Origin of the sequence: Paenibacillus sp. FSL H7-0326, assembly GCF_001955535.1 — a bacterium.
Taxonomy (GTDB): Bacteria; Bacillota; Bacilli; order Paenibacillales; family Paenibacillaceae; genus Paenibacillus; species Paenibacillus shunpengii.
Genome location: NZ_MPVN01000003.1, coordinates 379,017 through 392,561 on the forward strand (window position 1 = coordinate 379,017; position 13,545 = coordinate 392,561).

Sequence of the window (13,545 nt, forward strand, 5' to 3'; positions counted from 1 at the left end):
TTCGGTTTCATCACTCAAGAATCCCAATGCTTTAGCTGTGGGAGTGTCAAAAGGTGATCAACAAAATTAATGGGAAAGAGCAAGTGGTAACTGAACTAAAAGAACTGTCTTTTATTCAGATATCCAAAGAACCTATTAGCTTTGAAAAAGTAAACTTTGAAGAGGCGGATGTTTATTTCCTGACCCCTCAGTATACAGGCGGTCACGGTTTATCTGCTTATGCATTTGTGGTTAATAAGGATAATGGAGAGGCTGCACCTCTTAAGTTTGTTAATCATGGAGCAACAACCGATACTTTAAACTACGCCATGGAACATTTTCCAGTCAATAAGAATGGATATTTAATCGTCACTCCAGGAACGTCGGCTGGTACATCCGAAGCTAAGGCGGAGACAGTTCAATATAGATTGGATGTGGTCAACCAGTATTTTATTGCAGACTAGAAAAGGGTTGTTGGAAGGATATGACTTGTCATAAATGTAAGCGTTATATTATTCTGGTTTAGAGCGGTTATGAATAGGTGAAACCGAGTTCATGTAGATGATTTTTTGTGAGAGGGGATTGTTATAATATGATTTATCGCGAATTAGGAAATACCGGCATGAAGATCAGTGAAGTAAGCTTTGGAACATGGGCAATTGGAGGCTCCTGGGGAAAGACAAGTGATACGGAAGCGTTAAGATCTCTGGAATATGCAATGGAACAAGGGGTGAATTTCTTCGATACAGCTGATGTATACGGAGATGGTCACAGCGAACAGTTATTAGCTAAGGCAACAAAGGGCAAAGAAGATCAAATATATATTGCGACTAAATTCTGCCGCCAAGGAGATATTGCAGATCCAGCGAATTACAGCTATGAGCAAGTATCTGCGTATTGTGAAGATAGTCTGCGCAGGCTAGACAGAGAGGCGATCGACTTATTTCAAATTCACTGCCCGGCAACAGAAATCCTGAAGGATGGACATGTATTTGAAGTGCTCGATCGTCTCAAGGAACAAGGGAAGATCCGGCACTATGGCGTAAGTGTGGAATCGGTAGAAGAAGGGCTCATATGCTTGAAGTATCCTAACATGAAGAGTCTGCAAATTATATTTAACATGTTCCGGCAGAAGCCATTAGAACAACTGATTCCTGAAGCTTATCAGAACGGCGTCGGACTTCTCGTCAGGCTGCCTCTCGCCAGTGGACTGCTGACAGGTAAGTTTACTGCAGACTATACGTTTGAAGCGGATGATCACCGCCGATTCAATGAGAACGGAGAAGCCTTTAATGTAGGGGAGACCTTTGCCGGACTTGGATTCAAGAAAGGGGTGGAGCTTGCAGATCAGTTACGGTGGATTGGAGAAGGCCGTCCATCTATGGCTAGTGCTGCTCTGCGCTGGATTCTGGATCAAAAGGAGATCACTTCTATTATCCCTGGATTTAAAAATGTCCAACAGGTGAAGGATAATCTCACGGCACGGGAGACCCAGTCATTTTCAGAAGAAGAGCATCAAAAAATACAGCAGTTTTACCAGGAGAAAGTCGTTGACTACATTCGAGGACCATACTAATAAATGAAGTGCCTCATAAGTATGCTATCCGATTGGATATAAAGGGATGGTTCAATGAACAGTAAGGCTTCAAATCCTGCCAATGCCGAAATCGTTGGAAGTAAGATTCTTATTATCGGCATTGTCGCGAGTGGCAAGACTACCTTGGCCCAAAACTTAGCCCAGCAACTCGGTATACCTTGGTATGAGTTCGACTCTATTGTCCATCACCTGACTCCTGCAGGAGATCTAAACGCACGCCAGCAGAACAAATGGAAGTGATCCGGGAAATTGACGCGAAAGGCACATGGATATTTGAAGGAACCGACCGGGATTCTTATCAAAGTCTATATGCGATCGCGGACAAGATTATATTCCTGGATCCTCCCCTATGGAAGCGAAAAATTCGGATCATGACCCGATTTATTAAACAAAAGCTTGGGATCGAACGATGTCACTACAAGCCGAATTTGTCGATGCTCAGAAGGATGTACATATGGACGAGGGAGTTCGAACAGAACCGGGAGCATTTTGAATCAAAGCTTCAGCGATACGATGAGAAAGTGATCCGGTTGAGAGATACGAAGGACATCCTCCTCCTGCGCTAGCCTTCTTAAATTGGCCTCATGTGTGATACAATCAGGTCATTGTTGTTGAAATCATTAGAGGAGATGAACTTAAGTGCAAATATTGATTGTGCTTGGAAGTATACTCATGGTTATAGCCGTAGCTTTGGGCGCATTTGGTGCGCACCTACTTAAGAGCAAATTCGAAGAAGGGAAACAGAAAGTATATGAAACCGGTGTCCAGTATCACTTGATTCATGGGTTAGCGATCATCGTTGTGGGGATTCTGGCGGGTCAGTATCCGGAAGCAGGACTGCTCATGACAGCAGGGTGGTTGATGGCCGTTGGGATCCTGTTGTTCTCCGGGAGCTTATACATACTCAGTCTGAAAAAGATCCGTATTCTCGGTCCCATTACACCACTGGGCGGGCTTTCCTTTATCGTCGCCTGGGTTCTTGTTGCCATTGGTGTAATGTAGAGAATGAAGAAGATGTAATAAGATATCATATATCATCAATTAGGAATGCTCCTATACCAAACCGCGGAAGCCGTAAATTGAATTCACGAGAACAGGTGAACCAGGATTCATTCTGGTTCACCTGTTCCACTGTTATGTGGCCGACTTGCTTAAGAAATACCGACTGCGATTCGGATGATGAAGTTGTTATGATCCTTTTCGGTAACATAATTTAACAGATCCTCCTCATAGACCTGTCCCGTTATCCTCCTGTTTTGACTCGTTATAAACTCTTTTAACCTCGAATATGTCGTATTCATGGTTTCATAAGACCCAACATGATCCATAACGGCATATAAGCCTTTCGGTTTAATGATGGTCTTCTCTCCCGGAATCGGCTGCTGGATCTTGTTCGCAACATAATTCGGATAATAGTTCCCTGATATAAATGTCTCTCTCAGCATAATGGTCCAGGCTGAAAATGAATGTATTATATAATGATCTTCACAATATTTACGATGCTCGCTTAATTTTATCGCGAAGTTTGTATCACTATTTTCCTCTATACTAGTGGCAATATAATATTCTTCCTCACAATACTCTTCAATTGGAATTCTTCTAAGTCCCTTCTTCGCTTTTTCCGTCATATGCAGAGCATCTTCCAACAAATTTTCCATTTGCAAAATCCTTTGGAGCTCGATCTTGAGATCCTTCTGTTTTTGCTGTATAAGATGAACGAACTGATCTGTACTTTGATTGTGCAAGAATGCCTTGATCTCCTGCAGAGAACTGCCTGTCTTCTTTAATACATCAATAATATCAAGGGTATAGCATTGCAGAATGGAGTAATAACGGTATCCGTTCGTATGAACGTATTCAGGCTTCAACAGTCCAATCTCATCATAGTGAAACAAGGTATGCTTGGTGACGCCGCAGATTTTGGCAATTTCACTAGTGGTAAAATATTTTTTCTGGATTTTTGACAACGAGGCAGCTCCTTTGGATTTACAATTATTCTTCTCTAATTATAAAGATCAGCAGGGCACTTGACTATAGGGTTACCCGATAGTTTATGTTTTAGTATAGTGTGATGATTTCACAACTTAGAAGAGAAGGTAGTCAGAGGTGGAGTATGAATTCTTTAATGAAAAACAGAGTATTTCTTATCGTGCTGACAGCGGATCTGCTACAGCAGATGGGGATATGGATTCGCAATATGGCACTACTTTTTTACATCATGGACCAAACGAACAATAATCCGACCGCAGTTTCGCTGCTAACCGCCTTAGAGTACTTACCGATCTTTATCTTCTCCCTGATTGGTGGTACCTTTGCAGATCGCTGGAATCCCAAGAAAACAGTAATATTAGGCGACACGCTAAGTGCTTTATCCATGTTAGCCATCCTATATCTGGTTTCCATCGGGGTATGGCAGGCGGTATTTGCAGCTACCGTTGTCTCGGCGATTGTCAGTCAGTTCTCACAGCCTTCATCTGCCGTATTATTTAAAAAGCACATTCCGAATGAATTGGTGGGTACAGCTGTTGGATTTAATCAGAGTCTTATGGCTATGTTCACCATTTTCGGACCGATGCTGGGAACGTTTGTGTATACGCAGCTGGGCATTACATCTTCGATCACCGCATTGATTATGATCTTTACCTTAGCGGCATTTATACAGCTGTTCCTTCCATCATCAAACCGAACCGAACGAGTGAGTAAGACCTCACCGCTAAAAGATATCAAAGAAGGATTTACGTATGTAATGAGCAACACAAATTTGAAGCTCATTGCGAGTATGTTCCTCATATCGGGTCTTGGGTGGGGGATAACGCAGCCGCTGGATGTATTCGTAACCATGGAGCGCTTGGGACTGCCTAAAGAGAACGTTCAGTGGTTTGCAGCATCGGAAGGTGTGGGCATGCTGGTCGGGGGAGCCATCGCAGCTGTGTTAGCAGCGAAAATTAGCCGTCACCGCAGAGTCATTATATCCGTCACAATGGCTATATGGGCTTTCATTACCGTGGTTGAAGTCCTCTCTGTATGGCCGCTGGTTACAGCAAGCGCGAGAATACTCTCCGGTGTGGCGACCGCTTTCTTTCAGGTCACCTTCAGCGCGATGATGATCCAAGAAATCAAGGAAGAGTATATTGGAAGAACGAATGGCATTATGATTCCGCTCATGATGGGAGGTATGCTGCTCGGAAGTGCATCCTCTGGATTTATTGTGAATCATTTAGATCTTATGGGTACCTACTTCCTGGCCGCCGGAATCACCTTATCTTGTGTCATTTTTACACTTCGCTTAAAGACCAATCCGATGAAGGATGATGTTGTGAGTAATGTATAACCAAAAAAGCGCGGGAACGATCCCGCGCTTTTTTGCATTTTCGAGGAGCTGCCACAGTCTCAGCACTCTTTGTGAAACTTTGCTGTACCTTCCAAGATCGTATTCAAATATTGCTCAGACCGGTTCAATTGATTCTTAAGGTCATTGATTTCTTTGACTTTTTGCTTAACGAGCTTAAGCTTGTCCTCATATGATAGGTTAATCTCGTCATTAACTAGCAGGCTCAGCTCTTCTATAGAAAAATCTGCAGATAGCAGTGCCTTCACATCGTTCAGATACTCCACAATTTCCTCTGAATATACACGGTAATTATGTATATCTCTATACATATAGCTGCCCGGAATCAGCTGCTTGCGCTCATAAAATCTCAAGGTAGATATCGGCAGACCCGTTAATTTCGATACCTCATTTATTCTCATAATGATCCCTCTTTAACTTCTTGCTATAAACCTAGGTTCATAGCTCATAATGTGATCATGATAACGAACGGCATATCAAATGTCAAAAAAATCTAACGTTATCACGAAGGAGAGAGTCATATGTTCAACTATATTCAAAGTAATGATTTCACGGATATCGTGAAGGGACGTCGTTCAGTTCGCAACTATGATGAGAATTATATAATTCCGAGAGAAGAGATTACTGAAATAATATCTGAAGCCAGCCTGGCTCCTTCCTCAGCTAATATGCAGCCATGGCGAGTCGTCGTTGTGGACACTCTGGAAGGGAAGAATAAGCTTACACCCTTAGTTCGGTTTAATACACTTCAGAATAGTACCTCTTCAGCGATGCTATTAATTTTTGGAGACACATCAAGTTATCTATATGCAGAAGAAATATACAACACGGCAGTAGAACAAGGATTAATGCCTGCGGATGTGCGAGATCGGCAGCTTGAAACCATATCGTCGATTTTTCCAACGCTGACAAAAGAAATGAAAGTGGAAATTGCGAAAATAGACAGCAGCCTCTTCGCGATGCAGCTTATGTTAGTCGCCCGCGCACATGGATATGATACCAATCCAATGGCAGGCTTTGAAGCAGATCGGTTAGCCCGAGCGTTTGAATTAGATGAGGAGCGTTATGTTCCGGTTATGATCATCTCCATCGGTAAGGCCAAAGAGGAGGGGTATGAATCCATTCGATTAGATGCCGAGAAGATTACATTTTGGGCATGACCTCTGATATGTAAAAATAGGGCTGCTGATGATTCAGCAGCCTTATTCCCGGGTGCAGGATTGTTGACTGATAACATCGAATTACAACATTTGACGATTGATTTTTTCGGAAGAGGTGGCAACTCCTATGTCTAGAATGATGAACAATCGAGAATTTATTGAGATGACCGTGAAAGAGGAACGCTCTGTTGTCCTTAGAGTTAAAGATCATGATGAACTTGTCCGTGGCGTTTCTAAACTTATGAATGATCACTGCTTGTTCATAGACTCAGAAGAAGGGAACTCTCTGAAGTATGAGATGGATGATATCATTGAAGTCTTCGCGATCCAATCATTGACTCCTTCTCAAATGTCGGTACAAACTCATCTTGCCCAGTCTACCGATAGCGATGATGAACTAGAAATTCTGGTGCAGGAGTTCAATGGTTTAACTGAAGATCATCAGCTTCGGCTAACGACCAGATTATCTCAAATATTTAAAAAGGATGTGCTTATCTCAACCTCGGAGCTGGAAACCTACAGTCTTGCCGAGATTTGCATGCTTACGGACATCATCAACGGATATATCCTTACTGTGAGAACTCCAAATCTATTGCCTAAATCAATCCATACGATGAATTTACCATCCAAAATAGAGTTTGGACTTCGGCGACCCTTAGAAGAGGAATAAGTTAATTGCCAGACTCCACAAAACTTTGAATGCGTGCTTTAATGTCATCACGGACAGATCTGAACTCGCTCATGATTTCCTCTTCTGTTCCTGTCGCTTTTGCCGGATCCTCAAATCCCCAATGCCATTTGATAACCTCTGGATTGGATATTACCGGACAATGCTCATCTGCGTGACCGCATAGCGTTATGACATAATCAGCACGGTTAAGGATAGCTGGATCAATCACATCCGAAGAGTGACTAGTGATGTCAATTCCTGCTTCATTCATCACTTGCACAGCTCTAGGATTAAGACCGTGAGCTTCTAATCCGGCGCTTTTCACTTCATACTTGTCACCGCCAAGCTCCTTCAAGAATCCATCGGCCATTTGGCTGCGACAAGAATTTCCTGTACATAAAAAGTATACGAGTTTTTTCTCCATATTCATTCTCCTTTGGTAATCTTCATTTGTATTTGCAATCAATAAATTAGGGTCAGCCATAGGAAGAGGCCAAATAAGGTAATTAAGAGTACCGGCAAGGTAAGTACAATTCCAACCTTGAAATAATATCCCCATGTTATTTTGACGTTCTTCCTAGCCAGCACGTGCAGCCATAAGAGGGTAGCGAGTGAACCGATAGGCGTAATTTTTGGACCGAGATCCGAACCAATGATATTGGCATAGATGAGAGCCTCTCTTAATACACCTTGTGTATTGGTTGCTTGAATCGCTAGAGCATCAATCATGACCGTTGGCATATTATTCATTATGGAAGAGAGCAAGGCAGCTACAAAACCAGCACCGATCGTGGCAGTAAGGAGTCCTTGATCCGCAAGCCATTGAAAGAGGTGGGCAAGCTCATTTGTCAAACCTACATTGCGGAGACCATATACAACCACGTACATGCCGATTGAGAATAACACAATTGACCATGGCGCTCCTTGAATTACCGATTGAACGTTGACTACCCGGCTGTATCTAGCTCGTACAATAAATACAATTGCAGCAACTCCAGCCATGATGGATACAGGGACATTAATAAATTCACTCAGCAGGTAAGCAGCGAGCAGCAGCGCAAGAATGAACCAAGATAACTTAAACATACGCGGATCTTTAATGGCTTCTCTTGGGTGCTTAAGCTGTTGCAGATCTACCGTTTTGGGAATGCTCTTTCGAAATAGCAGGAACAATACGAGCAAGCTGCTGCCAATGGAGAACAATGTCGGTACGATCATTCTGCTAGCATACTCGACAAAACCAATGCCGAAGAAATCCGCCGAAACGATATTTACTAAGTTACTGACGGTTAGAGGAAGGGATGCAGTATCTGAAATAAATCCGCTGGCCATGATGAAAGGTAAGATCATTCGATCATCGAACTTCAACGCTCTAACCATAGCTAGTACAATCGGAGTTAAGATAAGGGCAGCTCCATCATTGGCAAAAAATGCAGCAACAGCAGCTCCCAGCAGAATCACATAGATAAACAACACTCTTCCATTTCCTTTGGAGAAGCGGGCCATATGAAGGGCAGCCCATTCAAAGAACCCGATCTCATCCAGAACGAGAGAGATCAGTATAATGGCTACGAAGGCAAGCGTCGCATTCCAGACGATGCCCGTCACATCCCAAACATCCTGCAGACTCACAATGCCGCACATCAGTGCTAAGACAGCACCACCTATGGCAGAATAACCGATGTTTAATCCTTTAGGTTGCCATATTACTAAAATAAGAGTAACAAGAAATATAAGGCTTGCTGTCAATAACATCATTTCCTCCTAAGCTACCGGCAACAATCAGGGTCCAGATTATCGATTTGCTCCTTCATTGAAGGCATCTCATCTAAAATCCCTTGTAGATAAGGCTTTTCATCCATATTGAGAGAATAATAAACCCATTGCTTCCTTTTGGTCTCCGTCACAAGTCCCCCGTTCTTCAGCTTTCTAAGGTGCTGACTTACATTGGGCTGTGTCGTTTGCAGAAGATCGACCAGATCACACACACATAATTCTTTTTCCTTGAGAAGTGCCAAGATCGTTAACCTCGTCCCATCAGAGAGCAATTTAAGAGTGTTTGCTATCGCTTCTATATCTTGAGACAAATGTATTCCACCTCACGATCAATTCCATCTTGTATTCGTCATGACTTCATTAATTATACATAGGATTGAATATAAGTAAACAGTTATATAATCAAATGGTTATATGTACTTACGTATACTATATTTAAGAAACGAGAGCTCCCTAAGACAGAAGAAGATTAAGCATAGAATGTGGAGAGTTCGTTGACCTTGGTCACTCTTCAATGTTTCATTAAATTATTAAAAATATCTTCTACGTTATAAACATCATTATTCACTTTCCATTCGTCATCCTCTTTTAGCATATAGATGGTTCCTTCGAGATCAAGTGCTTCTTCTGCCAATGAAACCGTCCCTGTATAATTCAGTTCAATTTGTGTGTCTGCTACGTTTCTTTCGGTAAATTCAAGGTCGGTCAGTCGGACCTCACTTTCTTTCAATTGTGCTAATTGAGATCCTCGGATAAATACACGGGAACTAACCGATTCTTTCATAGAAGACTTCCGTTGTTAAAGGCTCCATCTCCTCGTATTTTTTGGATATGATCTGATCCGTAACCTCATTAATTTGAGGACTTTCTAATTCACCAAGCTTATATTTCTCTGCCACTTCAGCTGCTCTCGGTACATTCGAATTAGCGCAAGCGGAGATTATGAACAGCATTGTGAGTAATACAGTAATCATTATTAAACGAGATTTTTTCATAATTAGCTCCTCTCTAGATCATTTAAATATATTTTACCATATTTAGGATAATGGAGACATGCAGACACCTCGTGCTGATTTCTGTTGTTTGATATACTGAATGGAGCAAAAAGTATACAAGGAGATGGACCAATGCGGGGGAAATTGGCAAAATACCAGTTAGGGAACAGGAGCATTTATGTTTACACACCACCTTCTTATGATGAGAATGATACAGATTTATATCCCGCAGTAATTGTTCAGGATGGCAGCTATTTGTTCGTAGATTCGATGGAAGAATTAGAGGCGGATTTTGCAAGCGGTATTACGCAAGAAGTGCTATTTATTGGGATTCAGCCGCACAGGCGTGACTGCGAATATACCCCTTGGAAGGCAGAGCCTCTGCAGGAAGGGGAAGTCTTCGGAGGAGAAGGGGATCGGTACTTGGACTTTGTGACTGAGAAAGTGATTCCTTTTGTGAGGGAACGGTATCGGATTACCGAAGATACATCTCAGATTGGAATAACGGGAGGGTCATTGGGAGCGTTGATATCGCTGTATGCTGCATTTCAAAAGCCAGATTACTTTGGACGATTTATCATGATGTCAGCATCTCTATGGTTCGAAAATTTCGTATCGTATGTGGAGAGCAGCACCTTTACTCAAAATGATGTCCGTTTATACATGTATGTCGGCGAAACGGAGGGAGTAGGGCGGGATAATTTGCAGCAGTATATGGTTCCGAATACGAAGAAGGTTTATCGCATTTTAACAGATAAAATTCCCGGTGGAGCAGATCAAATAATGCTGGAGACGGACCCAGAAGGTGTCCACAGTCACCAATATTTTAACAAGTATTTCCCGCGTGGAATGAGATTTGCGTATCCGGGTCCCTCTGTAATTCAGCGTGCGTAGTATACTTCGTATTAGGATTAGAGAAAAATTGATAACATGAATAAATTTAGATTAGGAGCGTGTAGAAGATGGTTGGAGTAGAACTGGATATGGTTGTAACAGACAGTTTAAAAGCACTGGAGTTGTACGAGGGTATATTTGATATTGAGCTGGTGGAAGCATCAAAGCTTCCTCGAGGTGAAAATGAAGTGGTTTTTACTCTATACGGCGTCCGCTTTCATCTATTGGATGAGAACCCGCAATTTCATCTGATTGCACCAACTCCTGAGCATCCTCAAACGAGCTGGGTAAATGTCTCGGTTCCTAATATTAAAGAGACATATAGCAAGGCGATGGGTTTGGGCTGCGCTGAAATACAGCCGGTAACGGAGCTGCCCGACTACGGAGTAGCAAATGCTATTTTTACAGATCCGTTCGGTTATGTATGGATGCTGCATCAAGTATATAAAGAGGTTAGTCATGAAGAACGAATCAAGCTGTGGGAGGAAAAAAAGAGAGAACTAACCTCTGATTAAGCTCGTCACAATGGAAGTCAAAAGCGATATACGGTTATAAAAATAAAACAGTCGTACAAGCCTCCTCCAGTGCATAGGATATAACGATGTAATGTTGTTATCTAAGGAGGAGGCATATGTTAACAAGTGCTTATTTTGCCTATATGCTGCTTGGGTTGTCGCTTGCCGCTCCCATTGGCCCTTTGAATGCAGCTCAATTAAATATTGGGATCAGACGGGGCTTCTTTCACTCCTGGGTATTCGGTCTCGGGGCTGTGCTGGCAGACGTCGTCTACATGCTGCTTGTGTATTTGGGTGTAGTTCATTTTCTAGATACTCCGTTTGTGCAGACGTTTCTATGGTTATTCGGCTTCTTTGTATTAGTCTATACCGGTGTTGAAAGTCTGCTGAGCAGCGGTCAAATTAAGGAGTCAGAAACGTCAGAGAGAGAGCCGCTAGGCAGATCATTTCGATCCGGATTTTGGATGTCCTTGTTTAATCCGATGTCCATTTTGTTTTGGCTCGGCATATTTGGCTCCGTACTTGCACAGGAGACGGCGGCCAAGAGCACTTCGCAGATTGCACTGCTCAGCCTGGCCATTGTCGCTGGGATCCTTGTGTGGGATGTTACAGTCGCTGCGACATCGAGTTTTTTCCGTAAAGTGCTAAGTGCTTCCCTGTTAAGAGGAATATCTATTCTATCAGGTCTTTTCTTAATCGGTTTTGGCATACATTTTGGTGTACAAGCCGTTAAGGTTTTGTTCTTCTAGTATTATATTTTGTTTATTTCTGATCAATTGGTTTAATTACAAGTTAGTAAAATTGTAAATAAAACCTCTAGATTAGGAGTGATATGAAGTTCCGTCATCAGAAAGAATTACAGTTTGAAGTTAAAGTGGATCGTCCAGATCCGATGCTGGCACGTCAGGTTCAAGAAGTTCTTGGGGGTCAGTTCGGAGAAATGACAGTCATGATGCAGTATTTATCCCAAGGCTTTAATTGCCGTGGTGAAGAGAAGTACAAAGATATGCTGATGGACATTCGCAGGGGGGACTCATTACGTCTTAAATCCCCATTCACTGGTCATTATCCATGTCGTGAGGTTCATTCGGTTGTTATCGAGAAGGGGACACCTATTAACCATTATGTAGTCGGATTCGATCAAGAATTTATCCCTGCTGCTGTGGATCGTCCGACGGTGGAATAGGGAAGGGCTCCGTATACTGTCCGGCAAGCAGCATCGTAAACAGGATTATTCTAGCCTGGAGAGAGCCCTTATGTACGTCAACGCCAACTTCAGCGAACGGATTACCGTTCAGGAAATGGCCAAGCTCTGCTGTATGAGCGAAAGATACTTCATGAAGTTTTTTAAGTCGGTGATGGGAAAAACCTTCATTCATTACCTTAATTATGTCCGACTGTCTGAGGCAGAAAAGCTGCTTCTTTCCTCGGAGCTTACGATCACAGAAGCTGCACTTCAGTCAGGTTTTAACGACCCCAGCTACTTTGTCTTAGAAAGGCAACTGACAAGATACGGTATAGATAATGATATGGTAAGGAGATTTAGGACAAGTCGACAAATGAAGAATAGCCCCTAGTGCGGGGATGCAGAAGTCTGCTTCCTTGATCAGGGGCCATTTATTTTTCGAGAAATCATATAATATTTTTTATTCGCTGATCATGACATCATTATGGACTTCGTAATTATGGTACTTGCTAGATATTCAAGTGAGTACTTGACCTGTTGTCACTTCCTCAAATAATCGGATGGATTACATCCCATAACCTGCTTAAACAATCGGCTGAAATAATACACATTGCCGAACCCCGTATGCAAGGCGGCTTCCGTCACGTTGCATTCTCCACTTAACAACAAATCCTTTGCTTTCCCCAGCTTAATCTGGTTTTGATAATCCAATATGGACTGGCCAGTCACTTTTTTAAAAACCAATCGAAAGTGAGAGGTACTAAGGCCTGCCATGACCGCCAACTCCTGCACGCTATAATGTCGGCTGTAGTTTTCTTGCATTAGATTGATAATGTTCTCAATTGCTGGCGTATGTGGGGAGTTGGGAGTGAGAAGGTACGAGTTCGGATCATGTGGTACAGAATTTCCATGATGATGCTGCGGCAATGCAGTAAATAGCCGGGCTTCTTGCCGGCCCATGCAGGGCCAAGGGTTTGAAACAATTCTATTAATTGGTGGGGGTAAGAAGAAGGATTAACTCCTGAATAAGACGGGGGAAACCCCGGTTCTCCCGAAGGACTCTCCAAATCGAATGCAACCATAATCCCCAAGGTTCTTCAGGATCACTGAAGCCGGAGTAAACCAATTCCTTCGGGAAATAGAGCAGGTCTCTTTTTTTATGTTATATTTGTTCCTTCAATATTATAAAAAGCTCTGCCCCTTTTATTCGTATCCAGTATATGGTGAGTCTGGTTGCGGATTTCTCCAGTTCGCCAAGCGGGGTCAGGTTGCCTCTCTAGAACATAGCTAATATCGGATACGATAAAATCATACATCAACAAATAACCCCTTTGTCCACTTGTTCATATTACTCATTATAACATTCCTTGGACAGAAACGAACATAAGCGAATCGGATAAAAAAAACCTTGTAATGTGCATGGA

General features: G+C 42.5%; 21 protein-coding genes and 1 pseudogene. 13 read left to right on the plus strand and 9 right to left on the minus strand.

The genetic code is table 11. The annotated features are described in order from the left end of the window. Positions 1–53: 53 nt before the first annotated feature. From BK126_RS17640 to BK126_RS17655, 5 genes are all read left to right on the plus strand, one after another. A complete protein-coding gene (locus BK126_RS17640) occupies positions 54–443 on the plus strand; it encodes a hypothetical protein (RefSeq protein ID WP_076313856.1) in 390 nt (129 codons plus the stop codon). Positions 444–571: 128 nt separating this feature from the next. Then, entirely contained in the window at positions 572–1,555 is a 984-nt protein-coding gene (locus tag BK126_RS17645) for an aldo/keto reductase (RefSeq protein ID WP_076313857.1), read from the plus strand. Positions 1,556–1,609: 54 nt separating this feature from the next. Next, complete coding sequence (locus BK126_RS29870; protein WP_256702897.1) at positions 1,610–1,816, plus strand: P-loop nucleotide/nucleoside kinase family protein; 207 nt, start codon at positions 1,610–1,612, stop codon at positions 1,814–1,816. Continuing rightward, the gene (locus tag BK126_RS29875; protein ID WP_256702898.1) at positions 1,807–2,142 is read left to right on the plus strand and encodes a hypothetical protein; all 336 of its coding nucleotides are present in this window, start codon (positions 1,807–1,809) and stop codon (positions 2,140–2,142) included. Before BK126_RS29870 ends, BK126_RS29875 begins: the two co-directional genes overlap by 10 nt. Before the next feature lie 73 nt (positions 2,143–2,215). Beyond that, positions 2,216–2,578, plus strand: a complete 363-nt coding sequence (locus BK126_RS17655) for a DUF423 domain-containing protein (RefSeq protein ID WP_143757749.1) — start codon at positions 2,216–2,218, stop codon at positions 2,576–2,578. 149 nt (positions 2,579–2,727) lie between these two features. Here the strand turns inward: BK126_RS17655 and BK126_RS17660 are convergent, their stop codons facing one another. After that, positions 2,728–3,543: a MerR family transcriptional regulator gene (locus BK126_RS17660; RefSeq protein WP_076313858.1), complete on the minus strand. Its 816-nt coding sequence runs from the start codon at positions 3,541–3,543 to the stop codon at positions 2,728–2,730. A gap of 146 nt (positions 3,544–3,689) precedes the next feature. Here BK126_RS17660 and BK126_RS17665 point away from each other — a divergent pair, with 146 nt between their 5' ends. After that, a complete protein-coding gene (locus BK126_RS17665; RefSeq protein ID WP_076313859.1) occupies positions 3,690–4,907 on the plus strand; it encodes an MFS transporter in 1,218 nt (405 codons plus the stop codon). Between the two features lie 59 nt (positions 4,908–4,966). On the opposite strand, the gene BK126_RS17670 is transcribed toward BK126_RS17665, so the two are convergent. Further along, on the minus strand, positions 4,967–5,326 hold the full coding sequence (locus BK126_RS17670; RefSeq protein WP_076313860.1) for a MerR family transcriptional regulator: 360 nt from the start codon (positions 5,324–5,326) through the stop codon (positions 4,967–4,969). A gap of 120 nt (positions 5,327–5,446) precedes the next feature. Between BK126_RS17670 and BK126_RS17675 the strand changes: the two genes are divergently transcribed. Both BK126_RS17675 and BK126_RS17680 read left to right on the plus strand, forming a co-directional pair. Beyond that, on the plus strand, positions 5,447–6,085 hold the full coding sequence (locus BK126_RS17675; protein WP_076313861.1) for a nitroreductase family protein: 639 nt from the start codon (positions 5,447–5,449) through the stop codon (positions 6,083–6,085). A gap of 127 nt (positions 6,086–6,212) precedes the next feature. Further along, positions 6,213–6,755, plus strand: coding sequence for a hypothetical protein (locus tag BK126_RS17680; RefSeq protein ID WP_076313862.1), 543 nt, complete (start codon positions 6,213–6,215; stop codon positions 6,753–6,755). Between the two features lies 1 nt (position 6,756). Here BK126_RS17680 and arsC read toward each other — a convergent pair whose 3' ends face one another. The 5 genes from arsC to BK126_RS17705 all read right to left on the minus strand — a co-directional run bounded on the left by arsC (position 6,757) and on the right by BK126_RS17705 (position 9,526). After that, positions 6,757–7,179, minus strand: a complete 423-nt coding sequence (arsC, locus tag BK126_RS17685; RefSeq protein WP_179085562.1) for an arsenate reductase (thioredoxin) — start codon at positions 7,177–7,179, stop codon at positions 6,757–6,759. 38 nt (positions 7,180–7,217) lie between these two features. Beyond that, positions 7,218–8,510 (minus strand): arsenic transporter, encoded by a 1,293-nt coding sequence (locus BK126_RS17690; RefSeq protein ID WP_076313864.1) that lies wholly within the window; start codon positions 8,508–8,510, stop codon positions 7,218–7,220. 14 nt (positions 8,511–8,524) lie between these two features. After that, a complete protein-coding gene (locus tag BK126_RS17695; protein WP_076313865.1) occupies positions 8,525–8,842 on the minus strand; it encodes an ArsR/SmtB family transcription factor in 318 nt (105 codons plus the stop codon). Between the two features lie 200 nt (positions 8,843–9,042). Then, positions 9,043–9,315: a hypothetical protein gene (locus BK126_RS17700; protein ID WP_076313866.1), complete on the minus strand. Its 273-nt coding sequence runs from the start codon at positions 9,313–9,315 to the stop codon at positions 9,043–9,045. After that, on the minus strand, positions 9,299–9,526 hold the full coding sequence (locus BK126_RS17705; protein WP_076313867.1) for a hypothetical protein: 228 nt from the start codon (positions 9,524–9,526) through the stop codon (positions 9,299–9,301). Before BK126_RS17705 ends, BK126_RS17700 begins: the two co-directional genes overlap by 17 nt. 132 nt (positions 9,527–9,658) lie before the next feature. On the opposite strand from BK126_RS17705, the gene BK126_RS17710 reads away from it, so the two are divergent. The 4 genes and pseudogenes from BK126_RS17710 to BK126_RS17725 form a co-directional block, all read left to right on the plus strand. Continuing rightward, the gene (locus BK126_RS17710; protein WP_083655945.1) at positions 9,659–10,420 is read left to right on the plus strand and encodes an alpha/beta hydrolase; all 762 of its coding nucleotides are present in this window, start codon (positions 9,659–9,661) and stop codon (positions 10,418–10,420) included. A gap of 68 nt (positions 10,421–10,488) precedes the next feature. Next, the gene (locus BK126_RS17715; protein ID WP_076313868.1) at positions 10,489–10,935 is read left to right on the plus strand and encodes a VOC family protein; all 447 of its coding nucleotides are present in this window, start codon (positions 10,489–10,491) and stop codon (positions 10,933–10,935) included. A 116-nt stretch (positions 10,936–11,051) separates the two neighbouring features. Then, positions 11,052–11,684 carry a LysE family translocator gene (locus tag BK126_RS17720; protein WP_076313869.1) on the plus strand — a complete coding sequence of 211 codons (633 nt, stop codon included), beginning with the start codon at positions 11,052–11,054 and terminating at the stop codon, positions 11,682–11,684. A gap of 83 nt (positions 11,685–11,767) precedes the next feature. Then, a pseudogene (locus BK126_RS17725) lies at positions 11,768–11,956 on the plus strand (manganese catalase family protein); the annotation flags it as partial. Positions 11,957–12,083: 127 nt separating this feature from the next. On the opposite strand, the gene BK126_RS29880 reads toward BK126_RS17725, so the two are convergent. Beyond that, positions 12,084–12,314, minus strand: coding sequence for a hypothetical protein (locus tag BK126_RS29880; protein ID WP_256702900.1), 231 nt, complete (start codon positions 12,312–12,314; stop codon positions 12,084–12,086). Between BK126_RS29880 and BK126_RS30255 the strand changes: the two genes are divergently transcribed. Then, a complete protein-coding gene (locus tag BK126_RS30255) occupies positions 12,255–12,512 on the plus strand; it encodes a helix-turn-helix transcriptional regulator (RefSeq protein WP_368665073.1) in 258 nt (85 codons plus the stop codon). The genes BK126_RS29880 and BK126_RS30255 overlap by 60 nt on opposite strands. Positions 12,513–12,661: 149 nt before the next feature. Here the strand turns inward: BK126_RS30255 and BK126_RS29475 are convergent, their stop codons facing one another. Next, on the minus strand, positions 12,662–13,081 hold the full coding sequence (locus BK126_RS29475; RefSeq protein WP_083655946.1) for a helix-turn-helix domain-containing protein: 420 nt from the start codon (positions 13,079–13,081) through the stop codon (positions 12,662–12,664). Positions 13,082–13,545: the final 464 nt, after the last annotated feature.